The organism is Agrobacterium sp. 5Ca50, assembly GCF_055381905.1.
Map to the genome: position 1 here is coordinate 1,250,268 of NZ_AP026438.1, position 19,021 is coordinate 1,269,288.

Annotated in this window: 19 protein-coding genes; 15 read left to right on the forward strand and 4 right to left on the reverse strand. The window is 56.1% G+C overall.

Annotated features, from left to right (window positions below):
- The first annotated feature begins 3 nt into the window (after positions 1–3).
- The 3 genes from clpA to ACZ5FM_RS05945 all read left to right on the forward strand — a co-directional run bounded on the left by clpA (position 4) and on the right by ACZ5FM_RS05945 (position 3,736).
- A complete protein-coding gene (clpA, locus tag ACZ5FM_RS05935) occupies positions 4–2,505 on the forward strand; it encodes an ATP-dependent Clp protease ATP-binding subunit ClpA (RefSeq protein ID WP_464039968.1) in 2,502 nt (833 codons plus the stop codon).
- Positions 2,506–2,639: 134 nt separating this feature from the next.
- Positions 2,640–3,395 (forward strand): AzlC family ABC transporter permease, encoded by a 756-nt coding sequence (locus tag ACZ5FM_RS05940; RefSeq protein WP_464039969.1) that lies wholly within the window; start codon positions 2,640–2,642, stop codon positions 3,393–3,395.
- A complete protein-coding gene (locus ACZ5FM_RS05945; protein WP_464040429.1) occupies positions 3,395–3,736 on the forward strand; it encodes an AzlD domain-containing protein in 342 nt (113 codons plus the stop codon). The genes ACZ5FM_RS05940 and ACZ5FM_RS05945 overlap by 1 nt, the downstream gene beginning before the upstream one ends.
- A 90-nt stretch (positions 3,737–3,826) precedes the next feature.
- Here ACZ5FM_RS05945 and ACZ5FM_RS05950 read toward each other — a convergent pair whose 3' ends face one another.
- Genes ACZ5FM_RS05950 through ACZ5FM_RS05965 form a run of 4 tightly spaced genes read right to left on the reverse strand, consistent with a single transcriptional unit; the run spans position 3,827 to position 6,706 of the window.
- Positions 3,827–4,249, reverse strand: coding sequence for an HIT family protein (locus tag ACZ5FM_RS05950; protein ID WP_192487767.1), 423 nt, complete (start codon positions 4,247–4,249; stop codon positions 3,827–3,829).
- Between the two features lie 53 nt (positions 4,250–4,302).
- Positions 4,303–5,487 (reverse strand): GNAT family N-acetyltransferase, encoded by a 1,185-nt coding sequence (locus ACZ5FM_RS05955; protein ID WP_464039970.1) that lies wholly within the window; start codon positions 5,485–5,487, stop codon positions 4,303–4,305.
- Positions 5,484–6,239 carry a glycerophosphodiester phosphodiesterase gene (locus ACZ5FM_RS05960; RefSeq protein ID WP_250982632.1) on the reverse strand — a complete coding sequence of 252 codons (756 nt, stop codon included), beginning with the start codon at positions 6,237–6,239 and terminating at the stop codon, positions 5,484–5,486. Before ACZ5FM_RS05960 ends, ACZ5FM_RS05955 begins: the two co-directional genes overlap by 4 nt.
- Positions 6,236–6,706, reverse strand: a complete 471-nt coding sequence (locus tag ACZ5FM_RS05965; protein ID WP_250982631.1) for a RidA family protein — start codon at positions 6,704–6,706, stop codon at positions 6,236–6,238. Before ACZ5FM_RS05965 ends, ACZ5FM_RS05960 begins: the two co-directional genes overlap by 4 nt.
- 118 nt (positions 6,707–6,824) lie before the next feature.
- Between ACZ5FM_RS05965 and ACZ5FM_RS05970 the strand changes: the two genes are divergently transcribed.
- The 12 genes from ACZ5FM_RS05970 (at position 6,825) to lpxA (ending at position 19,021) form a co-directional block, all read left to right on the forward strand.
- Positions 6,825–7,670 (forward strand): cell envelope integrity EipB family protein, encoded by an 846-nt coding sequence (locus ACZ5FM_RS05970; RefSeq protein WP_192487771.1) that lies wholly within the window; start codon positions 6,825–6,827, stop codon positions 7,668–7,670.
- Between the two features lie 227 nt (positions 7,671–7,897).
- Positions 7,898–8,665 carry a 30S ribosomal protein S2 gene (rpsB, locus tag ACZ5FM_RS05975; protein ID WP_192487772.1) on the forward strand — a complete coding sequence of 256 codons (768 nt, stop codon included), beginning with the start codon at positions 7,898–7,900 and terminating at the stop codon, positions 8,663–8,665.
- 255 nt (positions 8,666–8,920) lie between these two features.
- Positions 8,921–9,847, forward strand: coding sequence for a translation elongation factor Ts (gene tsf / locus ACZ5FM_RS05980; RefSeq protein ID WP_250982630.1), 927 nt, complete (start codon positions 8,921–8,923; stop codon positions 9,845–9,847).
- 98 nt (positions 9,848–9,945) lie between these two features.
- Positions 9,946–10,668, forward strand: a complete 723-nt coding sequence (pyrH, locus tag ACZ5FM_RS05985) for a UMP kinase (RefSeq protein ID WP_192487774.1) — start codon at positions 9,946–9,948, stop codon at positions 10,666–10,668.
- Between the two features lie 65 nt (positions 10,669–10,733).
- Positions 10,734–11,291: a ribosome recycling factor gene (gene frr / locus ACZ5FM_RS05990; protein ID WP_192487775.1), complete on the forward strand. Its 558-nt coding sequence runs from the start codon at positions 10,734–10,736 to the stop codon at positions 11,289–11,291.
- Between the two features lie 72 nt (positions 11,292–11,363).
- Positions 11,364–12,107: an isoprenyl transferase gene (locus ACZ5FM_RS05995; protein WP_250982629.1), complete on the forward strand. Its 744-nt coding sequence runs from the start codon at positions 11,364–11,366 to the stop codon at positions 12,105–12,107.
- Positions 12,107–12,940, forward strand: coding sequence for a phosphatidate cytidylyltransferase (locus ACZ5FM_RS06000; protein WP_312944015.1), 834 nt, complete (start codon positions 12,107–12,109; stop codon positions 12,938–12,940). Before ACZ5FM_RS05995 ends, ACZ5FM_RS06000 begins: the two co-directional genes overlap by 1 nt.
- 53 nt (positions 12,941–12,993) lie before the next feature.
- Positions 12,994–14,115 (forward strand): RIP metalloprotease RseP, encoded by a 1,122-nt coding sequence (gene rseP, locus ACZ5FM_RS06005; protein WP_312945947.1) that lies wholly within the window; start codon positions 12,994–12,996, stop codon positions 14,113–14,115.
- Positions 14,116–14,315: 200 nt separating this feature from the next.
- A complete protein-coding gene (bamA, locus tag ACZ5FM_RS06010) occupies positions 14,316–16,637 on the forward strand; it encodes an outer membrane protein assembly factor BamA (RefSeq protein WP_275641037.1) in 2,322 nt (773 codons plus the stop codon).
- Positions 16,638–16,687: 50 nt separating this feature from the next.
- Entirely contained in the window at positions 16,688–17,752 is a 1,065-nt protein-coding gene (gene lpxD / locus ACZ5FM_RS06015) for a UDP-3-O-(3-hydroxymyristoyl)glucosamine N-acyltransferase (protein WP_312944019.1), read from the forward strand.
- Positions 17,745–18,212: a 3-hydroxyacyl-ACP dehydratase FabZ gene (gene fabZ / locus ACZ5FM_RS06020; protein ID WP_192487780.1), complete on the forward strand. Its 468-nt coding sequence runs from the start codon at positions 17,745–17,747 to the stop codon at positions 18,210–18,212. The genes lpxD and fabZ overlap by 8 nt, the downstream gene beginning before the upstream one ends.
- Positions 18,209–19,021, forward strand: coding sequence for an acyl-ACP--UDP-N-acetylglucosamine O-acyltransferase (lpxA, locus tag ACZ5FM_RS06025; RefSeq protein ID WP_464039972.1), 813 nt, complete (start codon positions 18,209–18,211; stop codon positions 19,019–19,021). The genes fabZ and lpxA overlap by 4 nt, the downstream gene beginning before the upstream one ends.

The window sequence follows — 19,021 nt, forward strand, 5'->3', positions numbered from 1 at the left end:
AACGTGCCAACTTTTTCCCCAAGTCTTGAGAAGGCGCTGCATCAGGCATTGACCTTTGCCAACGAGCGTCATCATGAATATGCAACTCTTGAACACCTGCTTCTGGCACTGATCGACGATGCAGACGCAGCAGCCGTTATGGGTGCGTGCAACGTCAATCTGGACGTTCTGCGCAAGACCGTCGGCGACTATATCGATAATGAACTGTCCAACCTCGTCACGGGTTATGATGAGGATTCCAAACCGACATCCGGTTTCCAGCGCGTCATCCAGCGTGCGGTCATTCACGTCCAGTCGTCTGGCCGGGAAGAGGTAACAGGCGCCAACGTGCTTGTTGCGATCTTTGCCGAGCGTGAAAGCCACGCCGCTTACTTCCTGCAGGAGCAGGAGATGACCCGTTACGACGCGGTCAACTACATCTCGCACGGTATCGGCAAACGTCCGGGTACGTCCCAGACCAGAACACCGCGTGGGTCCGAAGACGGCGAACCGGAAAACAAGGCTCCGCGCAGTGACGAGGATGCCGGCCCGAAAAAGCAGCAGGACGCCTTGAAGGCTTACTGCGTCAACCTCAATGAAAAGGCCAAGGTCGGCAAGATCGATCCGCTGATCGGCCGCCACGAAGAGGTCAACAGGACCATTCAGATCCTGTGCCGTCGCTCCAAGAACAACCCGCTTTATGTGGGTGATCCTGGTGTCGGTAAAACGGCGATTGCCGAAGGTCTGGCCAAGCGTATCGTGGAAGGCAAGGTGCCGGAAGCACTGCGCAACGACACGATCTTCTCGCTCGACATGGGCACGCTTCTTGCGGGCACACGCTATCGCGGTGACTTTGAGGAACGTTTGAAGCAGGTCGTCAAGGAACTCGAAGAGTTTCCTGGTGCGGTGCTGTTCATCGATGAAATCCACACGGTTATCGGTGCTGGTGCGACCTCCGGCGGCGCAATGGATGCTTCAAACCTGTTGAAGCCAGCCTTGTCCTCCGGTTCCATCCGCTGCATCGGTTCGACGACCTACAAGGAATATCGCCAGTTCTTCGAAAAGGACCGGGCCTTGGTTCGTCGCTTCCAGAAGATCGACGTCAATGAGCCATCGATCGATGATGCCATCGAGATCATGAAGGGCCTCAAGCCATATTTCGAAGATTACCATCATCTTCGTTATACCAATGAAGCCATCAAGGCGGCGGTTGAGCTGTCGGCACGTTACATTTCCGACCGCAAGCTGCCGGATAAGGCAATTGATGTCATCGATGAAACCGGTGCCGCACAGATGTTGCTGCCAGCGTCGCGTCGTCGCAAGCTGATCACCGAAAAGGAGATTGAGGTTACGATTGCCACCATGGCCCGTATTCCGGCTAAAACCGTTTCCAAGGACGACGAGATGGTTCTCGCCAACCTTGAAAAGGAACTGCTGTCGGTCGTTTACGGTCAGGATACGGCGATTGAAGCTCTGTCCACAGCCATCAAGCTGGCCCGTGCGGGCTTGCGCGAACCCAACAAGCCAATCGGCTCCTATGTCTTCTCCGGCCCGACGGGCGTGGGCAAGACCGAGGTTGCCAAACAGCTTGCTGCGTCGCTCGGGGTCGAGATGCTGCGCTTCGACATGTCGGAATATATGGAACGTCACACCGTTTCGCGGTTGCTTGGCGCACCTCCCGGCTATGTCGGTTTCGACCAGGGCGGTCTGTTGACCGATGGCGTTGATCAGCATCCGCATTGCGTCGTGCTGCTGGACGAAATCGAAAAGGCCCATCCGGATATCTACAACATTCTGTTGCAGGTTATGGACCACGGCTCGCTGACCGACCACAACGGCAAGAAGATCGACTTCCGCAACGTCATTCTGATCATGACGACCAATGCGGGCGCATCGGAAATGGCCAAGTCGGCAATCGGTTTCGGTTCGTCCAAGCGTTCGGGCGAGGATGAAGAGGCATTGAACCGCCTGTTCACACCGGAATTCCGCAACCGTCTGGATGCGATCATTCCGTTCTCGCCGCTGCCAACCACCGTTATCCACCGCGTGGTTCAGAAGTTCGTTATGCAGCTGGAAAGCCAGCTTTCCGAGCGTAACGTGACTTTCGACCTGCATGAGGATGCGATTGCCTGGCTTGCAGAGCGTGGTTACGACGAAAAGATGGGCGCACGTCCGCTCAGCCGCGTCATTCAGGAACATATCAAGAAGCCTCTGGCCAATGAGATCCTGTTCGGCAAGCTGAAAAAGGGCGGTGTCGTTACCGTGACCGTCGGCAAGAAGGAAGATGGCAAGGACGGTCTGGTTCTGGAATCTCATCCAGAAACTGCACCGGTCAAGCCAAAGCCGGAAGCCGAGTTGAAAGCTGCCAAGGCAGCCAAGACAAAGGTCAAGGCTGCCAACAAAACGGCCAAGGCCGAGCAGGCAGAAGCCGAGGTTCTGGTCGTGGACGAGCCGGAAAAGGCAAAGTCTGAAACCAAGGCACCACGCAAGGCCAATACGGTGCCGAAGGTGCCAAAGAAGAAATAAGCGACAGCTTGTAATCAACGAAGTGCCGGGTAAAACCCGGCACTTTTTATATGTGCCCGGCACTGTTCACAAAACATTCGGGCCACCATTTTTTGACCTGCGCGCAGCAGGTTGTGATCCATGAAAGCGTGACAATGTCTGCGGAAGTAAATCAGGGTACGCATGCCCTGTGGTTTGCCAAGGGAATGAAGGGGATATTCTCCTTGCCCGCCATGATCCTCATGGCGTCCTTCATTGGCTTTAGCGCCTTTGCCCTGGAATCCGGTTTTACCCGTGAACAGGCTGTGTTCATGACTTTCACCGTCTGGGCTCTGCCAGCCAAGATGATCCTGATCGGTTCGATGCTCGGTGGCGCCAATCTGGCGGCATGTTTCCTGGCGGTGACATTGTCTTCCGTGCGCATGATGCCGATGGTCGCCTCCATCGTGCCGGACCTGAAAACCTCACGCACACCCACCTGGCTTTTGCTGTTTCTGTCGCATTTCGTGGCAATTACCGCCTGGGTGTTCACCACCCAGAACATCAATTCCGTGCCGCGTCCGTTTCGTGTGTCATGGTTTGCCGGTTTTGCCATCACGCTGACACTGGTCAATACGATGATCGTGGCGGTGTCCTTCGGCATCGTTGCGTCCTTTCCACCGCTGGTGGCGGGCGTGCTGTTTTTCATGACGCCGGTCTACTTCGTGGCCTCCATCTGGGCGTCTGCCACCCATTCGGTGGTCAAGGTCGCCTTTATCATCGGCCTGATCGCCGGCCCGCTCTTTGCGATGATCGAACCGGAATTCGACATCATCTACGCCGGACTAGGCGGCGGTACGCTGGCTTATTTCATTGACCGCCGGTGGTTTCGCCGCAAGATCCAGTCGCAACCCGGGGAGATCGAACCATGATCGCCCTGGAAGGCTGGTGGCCTTATCTGCTGATTGCCGTTGCCGGCTGGCTTGCCACCGACATCTGGCGCTGGCTTGGCGTGATTGCCGGCAACAGGCTGAAAGAGGGCTCTGAGGCGCTGTACTGGGTGAGGGCGGCTGCCACCGCTCTTGTCATGGCCGTGACTGCCAAGCTGATCGTGTTTCCAACCGGCACGCTGGAGCAAACGCCGATGTGGTTGCGCATTGGTGCTGCAAGCCTCGGTTTTGCGGCGTTCCTGCTTTTGGGCCAGCGCGTGCTGGTGGGTGTGGCAGTGTCGATCCTGCTGCTGACCGCAGGGCTGTTGTTCATCGGTTTCTGAATTTGATACCGCGCATGAAAAAGGCAGCTTACCCCGGGGGAAGCTGCCTTTTCGTTTTTCTGTCAGACGCATTGATATGCGCCGAGATGATTACAGTGCGTCGCGCACCTTCTGTGCATTGGCAGCCAATACAGCGCCATCTTCCATCGTGCCGGAATGCGGCTTCAACGGCTCGCCTTCCTTGCGTGGCACGACGTGGAAATGCAGATGGAACACGGTCTGGCCGGCCGCCGGCTCGTTGAACTGCGCGACGTAAACGCCATCCGCATCAAAGGCTTCCTTTGCGGCATTGGCGAGTTTTTGCACGACAGGCAGGGTCTTTGCCAGCACGGCCGGGTCCGCATCGAACAAATTGCGCGAACCGGTCTTTGGTATCACCAGCAGGTGACCCGGCGCCTGCGGCATCACATCCATGAAGGCCAGCGTGTCGTCATCCTCGTAAACCTTGTGGCAGGGAATTTCGCCACGCAGGATTTTTGCAAAGATGTTGTTGTCGTCATAACCGGTGGTCATTGGAAGCTCTCCTCATGAAATAAAGGGCAATAGACGGTCTGGAGATTAAAGGTTCACTCCTGCCGTTCGCCTTTGCGGAATGGGCTGTGGTCGTCAAGATAGTCGCTGATCTGCTCCACTTCCTCGCGCTCTCGTTCGAGATAGGCGGAAATGGCGTTGCGCAGACCGGCATGGGCAATGAAATGCGCCGAATGGGTGGTAACCGGCGTATAACCGCGCGCCAGCTTGTGTTCGCCCTGTGCACCGGCCTCAACCCGCTGCAGGCCGCGAGACAGCGCAAAATCGATGGCCTGATGGTAACAGACCTCAAAGTGCAGATAGGGGTGGTCTTCAATGCAGCCCCAATGGCGGCCATAAAGCGCATCGGAGCCGATGAAGTTGATGGCGCCAGCCACATAACGACCGTCACGCTTGGCCATGACAAGCAGAATGTCATCGGCCATGCGTTCGCCAATCAGCGAATAGAAGCTGCGCGTCAAATAGGGGCGGCCCCATTTGCGGCTGCCGGTATCCATGTAGAAGGTATAGAACTGGTCCCAGATTTCCTCGGTCAGGTCGCTGCCGGTTAGCCAGTCGATGCTGATGCCGTTATCCAGTGCTGCCTTGCGTTCCTTCTTCAGGTCCTTGCGTTTGCGCGACGACAGCGCATCCAGAAAATCCGCATGGTCGCGGAACCCAGTATTGATGAAATGGAACTGCTGGTCGGTGCGATGCAGAAAACCTGCATCCGTCAGAGCCCGTGTGTCACCATCCGGTGTGAAGGTGACGTGGGCGGAGGAAACGCCAATCTTTTCCGTAACCTGACGAAGACCAGAGGCCAGTACCGGCCGGAAGCGGGCAGCATCGACATCACCTGCCGTCAGCAGGCGCGGGCCGGTTGCCGGCGTGAACGGCACTGAACATTGCAGCTTGGGATAATAGTGGCCGCCAGCCCGCTCGAAAGCATCGGCCCAGCCATGGTCGAACACATATTCGCCCTTGCTGTGGTTCTTGAGATAAGCGGGGATGGCGCCAACGAGAACGCCGTCACCGCGCTCCAGCAGCATATGGTGGCCAAGCCAGCCGGTTTCTGCGGTGGCTGATCCGGACTGTTCCATGGCCGATAGAAAGGCATGGGAGACGAACGGATTATAAGGTTCCATCCGCATTGTTTTCGACGCGCCGGAAAGCCTGTTCCAGTCTTCCGGGTCGATATCGCCAAAGGATTGTTCAATACGGATGGAGTATTCTTCGCTCATGCGTTTGCCGACTGGCTCTCTCTTGGGTCAGAACCGCGAGGGTCAAATCCCTCGAATGTCATCTGGTCTGCATATTTATAGGTAATCGCACGGGCATTTTCATCCCTTACCGTCCAGGTAATTACCGGAATGCTCAATTTGCGCTGCGCTTCGATGAAGCTGTTGGGCAAATGACCGTAGTGATAGGAAATGAAATCGATACCGATCTGCATCGCCTCGTCGTGACGGAAAAACTCTTCCGGCTTGTCACCTTCCGCTGTCAGGCCGATTGGCCATGGCGAACCGGCCCTTTTAAGGTCCTTCAGCAGGTGGTGGTCAAAGCTCATCAGCGCAACTGGGCCCTGATAACCCTCAAGGTCTTCCAGCACGGCTTCGGCAAAACCGTCATCCACGCCTTCACCTTCGCGGCCCTTCAGTTCGATGACCAGCGGCACCTTGCCGGCGCACAGCTTCAACAACTGTTTCAGGGTTGGAATACGGTCCTTTGTCTGGCCGACCGACAACAGACCAAGCTCGGCGGAGGTCTTTTCGCGCACATCGCCCTTCATGCCGGTCAGGCGCTCCATATCGTCATCATGGAAAACAACGGGAACACTGTCTGCTGCCAGTTGCACGTCGCACTCAATGGCGAAACCGGCCTCGATGGCACGGCTGAAGGCGGACAGCGTGTTTTCCCACACCTGATGGTTCATGTCATGATAGCCGCGATGGGCGACGGGCTGGGCTGTCAGAAAGGCAAGCTTTACGGTCATACGTCTATTTCCACGATTGCGTCGATCTCGACGGCAGCATTGAAGGGGAGGGAGGCAACGCCAACGGCGGCGCGGGCATGTTGGCCCGCTTCACCGAAAACATGGCCAATGAGGTTGGAAGCCCCGTTGATGACAAGGTGCTGTTCTACAAATTCCGGAACCGAGGCCACGAAGCCGGTCAGCTTGACCACGCGGCGTACTTTGGAAAGGTCTCCATCAAGGGCGGCTTTGACCTGTGCGATGATATTGACGGCGCACAGTTCTGCGGCGCGTTGGGCGCCTGCCACGTCGACATCTTGGCCCACATGACCGGTCACCGCAATCTTGCCTGATTCCATGGGCAATTGCCCCGAGACATAAAGAAGATTGCCGCTGATGGCGAAAGGAACGTAGTTTGCCGCAGGTGCCGCAGCAACTGGCAGTGTATAACCAAGCTCTTTAAGGCGCCCTTCAATGACATCAGACATTTTTGACTCGCGGTTTTGTTGTAAAACGAACAAGAATCCGGCATTCAGGATGGACGATCCCAAGCGACGGGCGCATGCTTTCTACAATATGGGCGATGAGTCCAACAGGAGATATTGAATGTTAGTTCGCAACATTGCGTTTGTTTTCGTCGCCAGCCTTTCAGGCTCCATTGCAGGCGCGGCGCAAGCAATACCTGGCACTGCTGCGACAGGCCTGATTGCCCACCGTGCGGTTTATGATCTCGAACTGCGCGATTCCACCGATCGTTCCGGCATTGAAGACATGTCCGGCCGCATGGTCTACGAATTTACCGGCTCTGCATGTCAGGGATACAAAACCGATTTCCGTTTCGTCACCCAGATCAATACCGGCGATGCCGTGCGCATGACCGACCAGCAGACGACGACGTTTGAAGACGCGGCCGCAAAAAAGTTCACCTTCGACACCAAGTCGTTCACCGACGACAAGCTGGACAAGGAAGTCGGCGGCTCGGCAGCCGAATCGGACGCCGGCACGGTTGTCGATCTGGTGCGGCCCGATAGCCGCAAGGTCGATCTGGTGGCCAGCGACTTCCCGACCGAACACATGCTGCAGGTCATCGACAATGCCCGCGCCGGCAAGCGCATGTTCGAATCACGTATTTTTGACGGTTCCGACAATGGCGATGAAAGCCTGATCACCTCAACGCTTGTCGGCAAATCGCAGACACCAGTCTCTGATGACAAGGAAGCAGGCGAGGCGGGCCAGTTTTCCAAGGCGCCGTTCTGGCCTGTGACCATTGCCTATTTCAATGACAAGAGCGGCACGGATGCGCTGCCGATCTACCGCATGTCGTTCAAGCTCTATGAAAATGGCATCACCCGTGATCTGGTTCTCGATTACGGTGACTTTGTTTTGACCGGCAAGCTGAAAAAGCTCGATATTCTCGAAACGGCTTCCTGCGACAAGCAAACCCAGAAATGACATGGGCGTGCCTGAAAAGCGTGTAACAAACGCAGTTCAGGCGCCTGTTGTGTCAAAATTCTCTCTTATTCGCTTGCTTTTTTCGTAAAGCGGCGGTATGCGCCACACCATTCCACACGCGAAGCTTGGGATGTTCCGGGAGAAATCCGGTTCGTTCCGCCCGGTGGCACTCTTTAAAACAGTGCTGTTCGCTTCGCGGGGGTTAAACCGGAAAAGGAGTTACAGGCATGGCATTGCCAGATTTTTCTATGCGCCAGCTTTTGGAAGCAGGCATTCACTTCGGTCACCAGACACACCGCTGGAACCCGAAAATGAAGCCGTACATCTTCGGCGATCGTAACAACATTCACATCATCGACCTGGCTCAGACCGTTCCGATGCTGTCGCGCGCCCTTCAGGTCGTGTCCGACACCGTTGCTCGTGGCGGCCGCGTTCTGTTCGTTGGTACGAAGCGTCAGGCTTCCGACATCATCGCAGACAGCGCAAAGCGTTCGGCTCAGTACTACGTCAACTCGCGTTGGCTCGGTGGTATGATGACCAACTGGAAGACGATCTCCAACTCGATCCAGCGTCTTCGCAAGCTCGACGAGATCCTGAATTCGGAAGGCTCTGGCTACAACAAGAAAGAGCGTCTGAACCTTGAGCGCGAGCGCGAAAAGCTCGACAAGGCTCTCGGCGGTATCCGCGATATGGGCGGCACCCCAGACCTGATGTTCATCATCGACACCAACAAGGAAAAGATCGCAATCGAAGAAGCCAAGCGTCTTGGTATTCCGGTTGTTGCAATCATCGACTCCAACTGCGATCCAGACAGCATCGACTTCCCGATCCCAGGTAACGACGACGCTTCCCGCGCAATCGCGCTGTACTGCGATCTGATCGCTCGCGCTGCCATCGACGGCATCGCACGCCAGCAGGGCGCTTCGGGCCGTGACCTCGGCGCTTCCGAGGAGCTGCCAGTTGAGCCAGCTCTCGAAGACGAAGCAGGCGCCTGATATTAAGGCCGTTGGGCGACCCTAGGGTCGCCTTTCACAATCAGGATGCGCAAGGCCGTTTCTGACCGTCAGGTCGACGGCCTTGTTTGTTTAAGCCCGCTCTGTCCTTTGAGTTTTCGGGGCAGGGCGAGCTGATAAAGTTTCGTGATGGGTTTTTCATCACGCTGTCATAATACCGGGACATTCGTTCCAAAACTTGGCGTCGGTGCCGCGTGATTCCGCCGGTTGACCGACTGAAGCGACAAGAGGCACACAATGACTGAAATCACAGCCGCAATGGTAAAGGAACTGCGCGAGAAGTCCGGCGCAGGCATGATGGATTGCAAAAAGGCTCTGGCCGAAACCAATGGCGACATGGAAGCCGCTATCGATTGGCTGCGCGCCAAGGGTATCGCCAAGGCTGACAAGAAGTCTGGCCGTACCGCTGCTGAAGGTCTCGTTGGCATTGCAACGATCGGCCACAAGGCTGTTGTCGTTGAAGTTAACTCTGAAACCGACTTCGTTGCCCGTAACGATGCCTTCCAGGACATCGTTCGCGGTATTGCGCAGGTTGCTCTGACAACCGATGGCACTGTTGAGGCAGTTGCTTCCGCCAACTACCCTGCAACTGGCAAGTCTGTTTCCGACTCGCTCAAGGACGCTATCGCGACCATTGGCGAAAACATGACCCTGCGTCGTTCGGCTGCTCTTGAAGTTGAGCACGGCGTTGTTGCAACCTACATCCACAACGCTGCTGGCGACGGCATCGGCAAGCTGGGCGTTCTGGTTGCTCTGAAGTCTGTTGGCGACAAGGAAGTTCTGAACTCTGTTGGCCGTCAGGTTGCCATGCACATTGCTGCAACCAACCCGCTTGCTATCCGTTCTGAAGAAGTTGACGCTGCTGTTGCAGAGCGCGAGCGCAACGTATTCATCGAGCAGGCCCGTGAATCCGGCAAACCAGAAGCCATCATCGAAAAGATGGTTGAAGGCCGTATGCGCAAGTTCTTCGAAGAAGTTGCTCTTCTGTCGCAGGCTTTCGTTGTTAACCCGGACATCACCGTTGGCCAGGCTGTCAAGGACGCTGAAAAGCTCGCTGGCGCTTCCATCGAAGTAACCGGCATGGTCCGTCTTCTGCTCGGCGAAGGCGTCGAAAAGGAAGAAAGCGACTTCGCTGCTGAAGTTGCAGCGGCTGCAAAAGGCTGATTGCCTCTTCACCAAACAGTGAAAAAGCTGAGGGCATCGCGTGACAACGCGGTGCCCTTCGTGTATCGGCGTTTCGGATAGATTGCGAAGGATCAACAATGTCTCCCAAACCGCTTTATAACCGTGTTCTTCTCAAAGCGTCTGGCGAAGCCCTGATGGGGGATCAGGGGTTCGGTATTGACGTGAATATCGTCGACCGTATTGCTTCTGATATTGCCGAGGCCCGCGCTATGGGTGTCGAGGTTGGCGTCGTGGTCGGCGGCGGCAATATTTTCCGCGGCGTGGCCGTGGCGTCCAAGGGTGGTGACCGCGTCACCGGCGACCATATGGGCATGCTGGCAACCGTCATCAACGCGCTGGCGCTGGCGACATCCCTGCGCAAGCTCGACATCGACACCGTTGTGTTGTCGGCCATTGCCATGCCTGAGATCTGTGAGAGCTTCTCGCAGCGTGCGACGCTCTACCACCTGTCGCTTGGCCGCGTTGTGATCTTTGCCGGTGGCACAGGCAACCCGTTCTTCACCACCGACTCGGCTGCCGCACTGCGCGCAGCGGAAATGGGTGCACAGGCCATTTTCAAGGGCACGCAGGTGGACGGCATTTATTCTGCCGATCCGAAGAAGGTTCCGGATGCGACCCGCTTTGACGAGCTGACGCATTCCGAGGTTCTTGCCAAGGGCTTGGCAGTCATGGACGTTGCAGCCGTTGCTCTGGCCCGTGAGAACCATATTCCGATCATCGTCTTCTCGATCCACGAGAAGGGCGGTTTTGCACAGATATTGACCGGCGGCGGCCGCAAGACCATCGTGCACGATAAATAATCAGTATGAGGTGATTCCGTTTCCCGGAATTTTGCCTTTGCTGCCTGAAAAAGATGGAGTGAAAAATGAGTGGTGTTGACCTCAATGACATCAAGCGTCGTATGGATGGCGCAATTAACGCATTCAAGAGCGATATCGCGTCCCTGCGGACGGGCCGTGCTTCGGCCAACATTCTTGATCCGGTAACAGTTGATGCCTATGGTTCGCGTGTTCCGCTCAATCAGGTGGCCAACATTACCGTTCCAGAATCACGCATGCTTGGCGTGTCCATCTGGGACAAGACCATGGTTGGTGCTGTTGACCGCGCCATCCGCGAATCCAACCTCGGCCTGAACCCGATTGTTGACGGTCAGAACCTGCGTATTCCTCTGCCTGAGCTGAACGAAGAGCGCCGCAAGTCGCTCGTCAAGGTCGCGCATGATTATGCGGAAAAGTCCAAGGTCGCTATTCGCCACGTTCGCCGTGACGGCATGGACGACCTGAAAAAAGCCGAAAAGGATGGCGACATCGGCCAGGACGAGAGCCGTTCGCTTTCTGAAAAGGTGCAGAAAATGACGGATGATACCATTACGGATATCGACCGCTTGCTTTCTGAAAAGGAAAAGGAAATCATGCAGGTTTGATGGCGTATTTACAGCCTCGTTATACTGCAGTCTTAATGCTTTTCGTGTCCGTTTTTGTTGACTTGGATCCCCATGCCAAACGTTGATAGTTCTTCTATTCCCGAGCATGTTGCCATCATTATGGATGGTAATGGACGCTGGGCAAAGCAACGTGGCCTTCCTCGTGTCATGGGACACAAGCGAGGCGTTGAGGCTGTGCGCGAGGTTGTGCGTGCATCTGCTGATTATGGCATCAGGTATCTGACCCTGTTTGCCTTTTCCTCTGAAAACTGGCGCCGTCCGGAAGCCGAGATCAATGATCTCCTGGGCCTCCTGAAGGCGTTCATCCGCCGCGACCTGGCTGACCTGCATCGCTCGAACGTGCGCGTTCGGGTGATTGGTGAGCGCACAAATCTCGGTTCGGACATCAAGTCTCTGTTGCTGGAGGCTGAGGAAACCACACGCAATAACACCGCGCTGACGCTGGTGATTGCGTTTAATTACGGCTCGCGCGATGAAATTGCGCGTGCTGTCGCTGGCATGGCGCGGGATGTTGCTGCGGGACTTCTGTCTCCCGCCGACATTACCCCCGACAGCATCTCTGCACGGCTGGATACGGCCGGTATTCCAGACCCGGACCTGATTATTCGTACCAGCGGCGAGGAGCGTCTGTCCAACTTCCTTCTGTGGCAGGCCGCTTATTCCGAACTGGTGTTTGTGCCGGACTTCTGGCCAGACTTTGATCGCCATCACTTCATGGCAGCCCTAGAGCAGTACAGATTGCGTGACCGCCGCTTTGGCGGGTTGACAGCGCAGGCTGCTGTGGCTGGTGCCTGATGAGCCGTGAACTCAAGCTGCGGATCGTTTCCGCATTGGTCATGGCTGCGGTCATTCTGTTCGCAACATGGAACGGCGGAATGATCTTCCGTTTCGTGGCGGCGGCTATTGCCTTGTTGATCTATTACGAGTGGACCAAGATCACCAAGCTCGGTGAAACCAACCCTGCCGGTTATTCCTGGGGCTGGTTTGCCATTGCCGTCATTGCCGGCAATACACTGTTTGGTGAACCGTCGCTCGACCTGCCATTGTTGTGCGGTTTTACCCTGACGGCGACGATTTTCCCCATTCTGCGCGGCAAGAACTGGTGGCTGGTTGGTGGCATCGTTTACGCCGGCCTCAGCGGCATTTCGCTGGCAGCCATCCGTGGCGATGACATCCCCGGTCTCGTATCGATGCTGTTCATCTTCGCGGTTGTCTGGGGAACCGACATCCTGGCCTACTTCGTGGGCAGGGCGATTGGCGGTCCAAAGCTTGCGCCATCCATCTCGCCTGGAAAGACCTGGTCAGGTGCAATCGGCGGTACGGTTTCTGCTGTCATTGCCGGTGGTATCGTGGCCTTTGCCTATAAGGGCGAGTTGAGTTTCAGCGTCATTTTGCTGGCCGTGGTCTTGTCTGCCTTTAGTCAGATCGGTGACCTGTTCGAATCATTTATCAAGCGTCGTTTCGGCGTGAAGGATTCCAGCCATTTGATCCCTGGCCATGGCGGGGTTATGGACCGGGTTGACGGACTTGTTTTCGCCTGCTTTACCGTATTTGTAATCGCGGTTGTCCATGCCGCCTACACCGGTTACGCACCCGGTTCGACTGGTGGGCTTCTGCTGGGCTTTTGATTCGCAGATATTTCGCAATCGTGTGAAGAACGGAAGTTATGATGAGTGTGCTGATGTCGGTGCTGGGTTTCCTCGGGGGCTATATTGTTCCGTTCATCCTCGTGCTCACGGTTCTGGTGTTCGTGCATGAGATGGGCCACTACCTCGTCGGTCGCTGGTCTGGTGTGCGCGTAACCGCCTTTGCCGTCGGTTTCGGCCCAGAACTTCTCGGTTATACCGACAAGCACGGCACGCGCTGGAAACTCTGCGCAATTCCGCTTGGCGGCTATGTAAAATTCTTCGGCGATGAAGACGCAGCCAGCAAACCGGACAGCGATGGCCTGTCCAGAATGTCGCTGGAAGAGCGCGGCCAGACGCTGGCTGGCGCAAAACTGTGGAAAAGAGCGGCCACTGTTGCCGCCGGTCCCATCGCCAACTTCATTCTCGCCATTGCGATCTTTGCCGTCATGTTCGGCATTTACGGTCGCATGGTTGCCGATCCTGTGGTGGCCGAAGTGCGCGAAAACAGTGCCGCGGCCGTCGCCGGTGTCTTGCCGGGTGACCGCCTGATCGCGCTTGATGGCAACCGCGTTGCAACCTTCGAAGATGTGCGTCGCTACATCAGCATTCGTCCGGGTTCGCAGGTCGATGTGACGATCGAGCGTGGTGGCCAGCAGCAGGTTTTGAAGATGGTGCCGGAACGCACCGACACGACTGACCAGTTCGGCAACAAGATCGAATTGGGCATCATTGGCATCGTAACCAACCAGGATAGCGGCAATTTCCGCCATATTACCTACACGCCAATCGAGGCATTGGGTGAGGGCGTGCGCGAGACCGGACAGATCGTCACCGGTACATTCCGCTATATTGGTAATCTCGTCATGGGTCGCATGAAACCCGATCAATTGGGTGGCCCTGTGCGGGTCGCACAAGCTTCGGGCCAGATGGCAACTCTAGGTGTTTCTGCAGTTATCCAGTTGGCGGCGGTCCTGTCGGTTTCGATAGGCTTGCTTAACCTTATGCCTGTTCCGGTTCTGGACGGCGGCCACTTAGTATTCTATGCGGTCGAGGCAGTGCGGGGGCGGCCATTGGGTGCTGGCGCACAGGAAGTTGCGTTTAGGATAGGGCTTGCCATGATTTTCAGCCTTATGGTATTCGCGACATGGAATGATATCAGCAGCTTGCTCGGGTAAGGTGCGTATTTAAGTAGTTTTGTTAGTCGATTGTTTACTATGTTTTCACGCCGTCGTGGCGATTTGGTCACGCGAAGCGACGAAGTAAACAGAAATTAACGTTGGCGCTTGCTTGTAGAGGAAAAGCAGGTAAAACGACGCAGATGGCCGGAGTCGGGTTCTGCCCGCTGAGGGACAACGGGAAAAGGTAAGAAGTGAAAATGAAGGCTGGTTCAAGATTTTTGAACGCGGTATCGGCGGTTGCGCTATCTGCTGGTGTTGCTTCGGTTGTGGGCGTGGGAGTGCTTGCTTCTTCGGGTGTTGCTAACGCTGCTGTTATTAACAGAGTGGATGTGCGTGGCGCTGAACGGGCAGGGGCTGATGCCGTTCGTTCCAACATCACGATCCAACCCGGCAAGAACTTTTCCAACGCTGATATCGACGAATCCGTAAAGCGTCTTTACGCGACGGGTTACTTCTCTGGCGTCAGCATGAGTGTTTCCGGCAGCACACTGGTTGTGACTGTCAGCGAAAACCAGCTGGTCAACCAGGTTGTTTTCAACGGTAACCGCAAGATCAAGGATGACAAGCTGTCTGGCGTCGTGCAGACCCAGCCGCTCGGCCCTTACGATCCTTCGCTGGTAACCGCTGATATCGAGCGTATCAAGCAGGCTTATTCTGCAATCGGTCGTAGCGACGTTGAAGTCACGACGCAGACGGTAACGGTTGGCGAAGGCCGCGTTAACCTCGCATTCGTGATCAACGAAGGCGAGCGCACCAAGATTGCACGCATCGATTTTGTTGGTAACAAGGCTTACAGCGACGGCCGCCTCGCAGCCGTTCTGTCGACCAAGAAGTCCAACATGCTGTCGTTCCTGACCCGTAAGGACGTTTACAGCGAAGACAAGTTGCGCGCCGACGAAGAAACTCTGCGTCAGTTCTACTACGACCGTGGTTATGCTGACTTCCGCGTTGTTTCGTCTGAAGCCGTTCTGGACGAGCAGTCCAACGAATACACAATCACCGTTACGGTTGAAGAAGGCCCACGTTACGACTTCGGTCCTGTTGCTGTCGAATCGACAGTTGACGGCGTTGACTCCGGCGAACTGCAGGGTCTGCTGGAAAGCCGCGAAGGCAATCATTACAGCGCCACCAATGTTCAGAAGAGCATGGAATCCATTTCCAAGCGTGTTGCTGCTGCCGGTTATCCGTTTGCTCGCGTGACCCCACGTGGTGACCGTAACTTCGGAAATAACACGATTGGTGTGACCTACATCGTTGACCAGGGCGAGCGCGCTTACGTTGAGCGTATCGAAATCCGTGGCAACACCCGTACACGTGACTACGTTATCCGTCGCGAATTCGACATCAGCGAAGGCGATGCGTTCAACCAGCAGGTTGTAACCGCTGCCAAGCGTCGTCTTGAAGCTCTTGGTTACTTCGCCAACGTCAACATTTCCACAGCTCCTGGCAGCGCCGCTGACCGCGTTGTGATCGTTGTTGATGTTGAAGATCAGCCAACAGGTTCGTTCGGTATCGGCGCAGGTTACTCCGAGTCGGATGGCGTTCTGCTCGAAGCGTCTGTTGAAGAAAAGAACTTTCTCGGTCGCGGTCAGTTCATTCGTCTGGCAGTCGGCGCTGGTGAAGACAATGCTCGTACCTACAACCTTTCGTTCACCGAGCCTTATTTCCTCGGTTACCGTCTGGCCGCTGGTTTCGACGTGTTCCGCAGCCAGAGCTCGAGCGAAGACTACTATGATTACCAGGAGCAGGGCTTCACGCTTCGCGTAACAGCTCCAATCACCGAAGAGTTGGCAACAACCTTCCGCTACACCTACAAGGACTTCAAGTACACGGGTGATGGCGATTGGCAGTCTGGTACCAACCTGGCACAGCCTTACAAGGACCTGATCACTGGCGAGAAGTGGACCCAGTCCGTTATCTCCAACACGATCAACTACAACACGCTGGACGACCGCCAGACGCCACGCTCCGGCTGGCAGGCTCTGTTGACCAACGAGTTCGCGGGTATCGGCGGTGACTCCGAGTACTACAAGATCTACGGTAAGGCGCGTTATTACCACACGCTTTCGGACGAGTTCGACATCATCGGCTCTCTGACCGCGGCTGCTGGTTACGTTGTTCCAACCGGCGACAATCTGTACGTCTTCGACCAGTTCAAGATCGGTGGACGCCAGATCCGCGGCTTCGAAAACGACGGTATCGGTCCACGTATCGACGGCGACTCGATTGGCGGCACGACCTACTTCACCGTTTCGGCTGAAGCAACGTTCCCAATGCCGGGTATTCCTGAAGACGTCGGTCTGCGCGGCGCGGTTTATGCCGACGCTGGTACACTGTACGGCAACAAGACTGGTTACGCTTCCGAAGGTGAAAGCAGCTCGCTGCGTGCATCTGCCGGTATCGGTGTGATCTGGGCATCGCCTTTTGGACCACTGCGTGTTGACTACGCAGTACCGTTCATGAAGGAAGACTATGACCAGGAACAGCGTTTCCGGTTTGGAATCTCGAACAACTTCTGATATCGGCAGTCCAGAACTGCGAGTTTGAACTGTTCTGGAGTTCCCTGTTGATGGACTATAATGAATTTTTTCCGCCCCATGATGGGATTAAGCTGGCCAATCTGGCTGAAATGCTTGGGGCGGAACTCTCGGAACCGAACGAGGGTGAACGTATCGTTCGTTCGGTAGCTCCGGTTTATCGTGCTGCGCCTGATCAGGTCTGTTACATCCTGTCTCGCAAGAACCGGGCCGAGCTTGAAACATGCAATGCTGCAGCCATCATTTGTGATGTCGCGCTGAAAAGCCTCATTCCCGCACATATTCCTGCTCTTTTGACCAAGGTGCCCCACACGGCCTTTGCCAATGCCGGTGCAATCCTGCATCCCATTGCCATGCAGCCTTCGCCGGTTGTCGACGTTGTTGGCGATATTTCTCCTGCCGCGCACATCGATCCGACTGCACGGTTGGAAGAGGGCGTGATTGTTGAGCCGATGGCCGTTATCGGTGCGCGTGCCAATATTGGTGCCGGTACCCGAATCGGTGCAGGCGCGATCATCGGCTCTGATGTCAAAATCGGTCGCAACTGCACGATTGCAGCCGGCGCCAGCGTTTTGGCCGCCCTGATTGGCAACAATGTCATTTTGCACAATGGTGCGCGTATCGGCCAGGACGGTTTCGGTTACGCACCGGGCCCGCGCGGCATGTTGAAGATCGTGCAGGTTGGCCGCGTCATCATTCAGGACCATGTTGAAGTGGGCGCCAACACCACCATCGACCGTGGCACCATGGATGACACGGTGATTGGTGAAGGCACCAAGATCGACAATCAGGTCCAGATTGGCCACAACGTGCGTATCGGCCGCCATTGCGGCATCGTCAGCAAGGTTGGCATTGCCGGCAGCACCCGTATCGGTGACGGCGTGATGATCGGTGGTGCTGCAGGCATCAATGGTCATATTTCTATTGGAGACGGCGTGCAGATTGCTGCGATGAGCGGTGTTATGGCTGATGTACCGGCTGGTGCTCGTTACGGCGGCGCACCCGCACGTCCTATGAAACAATATCTGCGTGATATGGCCGAGCTTTTGGCCCGGGCGGATGAAAGAGATAAAAAAACAGGAGAAAAAAATGGCTGATGGCGAGGGGATTACGCTTGGATCCGCGGATATCAAGGAAATCATGCGGCTTTTGCCGCACCGTTATCCGTTTTTGCTGATTGACCGCATTGTGCAGATTGATGGCGACAACTCCGCCATCGGCATCAAGAACGTGACGGTCAACGAGCCACATTTTACCGGTCACTTCCCTGACCAGCCGATCATGCCAGGCGTTCTGCTGGTGGAAGCCATGGCCCAGACCGCAGGTGCGATCTGCTCGCGCAAGCAGGGCGGCGGCGGCAACCTGGTCTATTTCATGACCATCGACAATGCCCGTTTCCGCAAGCCGGTTGTGCCGGGTGACCGCGTGGAGTTCCATGTCGTCAAGCAGAAGCAGCGCGGCAATGTCTGGAAGTTCCATTGCGATGCCAAGGTTGATGGCGTTCTGGTTGCTGAAGCCGACATCGGCGCGATGATGGTGCCAGAGGGCCAGCAATGAGTGTTATTGCCGCTTCAGCCAAAATTCATCCGATGTCATTCATCGAAGATGGAGCCGTCATCGGTGAAAATGTGTCCATCGGACCATTTTGCCATGTAGGCCCGAAAGTTGTGCTGGGTGATAACGTGCAACTGGTGAGCCATGTCGTGGTTCTCGGCAGAACCACGGTCGGCAAGGGTACCATCATCTGGCCGTCGGCGGTGATTGGTGGCGATTCGCAAAGTGCCCATCACAGCGCCGTTGATACGACGCTGGTGATTGGCGAGAACTGCACGATCCGCGAAGGCGTGACCATGAACACCGGTACGGTGGAACATGGAGGCACCACGATCGTTGGCGACAACAATCTGTTGCTGGCCTATTCACACGTCGCGCATGATTGCCGCCTGGGCAACAACATCATCCTGTCCAACAATGTCATGCTGGCTGGCCACGTTACCGTTGGTGACCGTGCCATTCTGGGCGGCGGCAGCGCCGTGCACCAGTTTACCCGCATTGGTAGACAGGCGTTTATCGGCGGTCTCTCGGCGGTCAGCTATGATGTCATTCCCTATGGCATGCTGAACGGTAACCCAGGCGTGCTCAGCGGCCTCAACGTCGTTGGCATGACCCGCTCTGGTGTCGAGCGTTCCGAAGTGCACCGCGTTCGTCGCGCCTACAAGGCGATCTTCGAAGGCGAGGGCTCGGCACGTGCCAATGCGGCCGCCATCCGTGATGAATATCTGGATTGCCCGCAGGTCATCGAAATTCTTGATTTTATCGGCGCAGATAGCGACCGGGCCCTGTCGTCGCCATTCAGAGGCAAATAA

Bases quoted from the DNA above. Each gene is read 5' to 3' on its own strand.
- pyrH (WP_192487774.1), top strand. From the start codon at position 9,946: ATGTCTCCCAAACCGCTTTATAACCGTGTTCTTCTCAAAGCGTCTGGC.
- ACZ5FM_RS05955 (WP_464039970.1), bottom strand. From the start codon at position 5,487: ATGAGCGAAGAATACTCCATCCGTATTGAACAATCCTTTGGCGATATC.
- frr (WP_192487775.1), top strand. From the start codon at position 10,734: ATGAGTGGTGTTGACCTCAATGACATCAAGCGTCGTATGGATGGCGCA.
- ACZ5FM_RS06000 (WP_312944015.1), top strand. From the start codon at position 12,107: ATGAGCCGTGAACTCAAGCTGCGGATCGTTTCCGCATTGGTCATGGCT.
- ACZ5FM_RS05960 (WP_250982632.1), bottom strand. From the start codon at position 6,239: ATGACCGTAAAGCTTGCCTTTCTGACAGCCCAGCCCGTCGCCCATCGC.
- fabZ (WP_192487780.1), top strand. From the start codon at position 17,745: ATGGCTGATGGCGAGGGGATTACGCTTGGATCCGCGGATATCAAGGAA.
- bamA (WP_275641037.1), top strand. From the start codon at position 14,316: ATGAAGGCTGGTTCAAGATTTTTGAACGCGGTATCGGCGGTTGCGCTA.
- ACZ5FM_RS05970 (WP_192487771.1), top strand. From the start codon at position 6,825: ATGTTAGTTCGCAACATTGCGTTTGTTTTCGTCGCCAGCCTTTCAGGC.
- rpsB (WP_192487772.1), top strand. From the start codon at position 7,898: ATGGCATTGCCAGATTTTTCTATGCGCCAGCTTTTGGAAGCAGGCATT.
- ACZ5FM_RS05940 (WP_464039969.1), top strand. From the start codon at position 2,640: ATGTCTGCGGAAGTAAATCAGGGTACGCATGCCCTGTGGTTTGCCAAG.
- lpxA (WP_464039972.1), top strand. From the start codon at position 18,209: ATGAGTGTTATTGCCGCTTCAGCCAAAATTCATCCGATGTCATTCATC.
- tsf (WP_250982630.1), top strand. From the start codon at position 8,921: ATGACTGAAATCACAGCCGCAATGGTAAAGGAACTGCGCGAGAAGTCC.
- rseP (WP_312945947.1), top strand. From the start codon at position 12,994: ATGTCGGTGCTGGGTTTCCTCGGGGGCTATATTGTTCCGTTCATCCTC.
- lpxD (WP_312944019.1), top strand. From the start codon at position 16,688: ATGGACTATAATGAATTTTTTCCGCCCCATGATGGGATTAAGCTGGCC.
- ACZ5FM_RS05965 (WP_250982631.1), bottom strand. From the start codon at position 6,706: ATGTCTGATGTCATTGAAGGGCGCCTTAAAGAGCTTGGTTATACACTG.
- ACZ5FM_RS05950 (WP_192487767.1), bottom strand. From the start codon at position 4,249: ATGACCACCGGTTATGACGACAACAACATCTTTGCAAAAATCCTGCGT.
- ACZ5FM_RS05995 (WP_250982629.1), top strand. From the start codon at position 11,364: ATGCCAAACGTTGATAGTTCTTCTATTCCCGAGCATGTTGCCATCATT.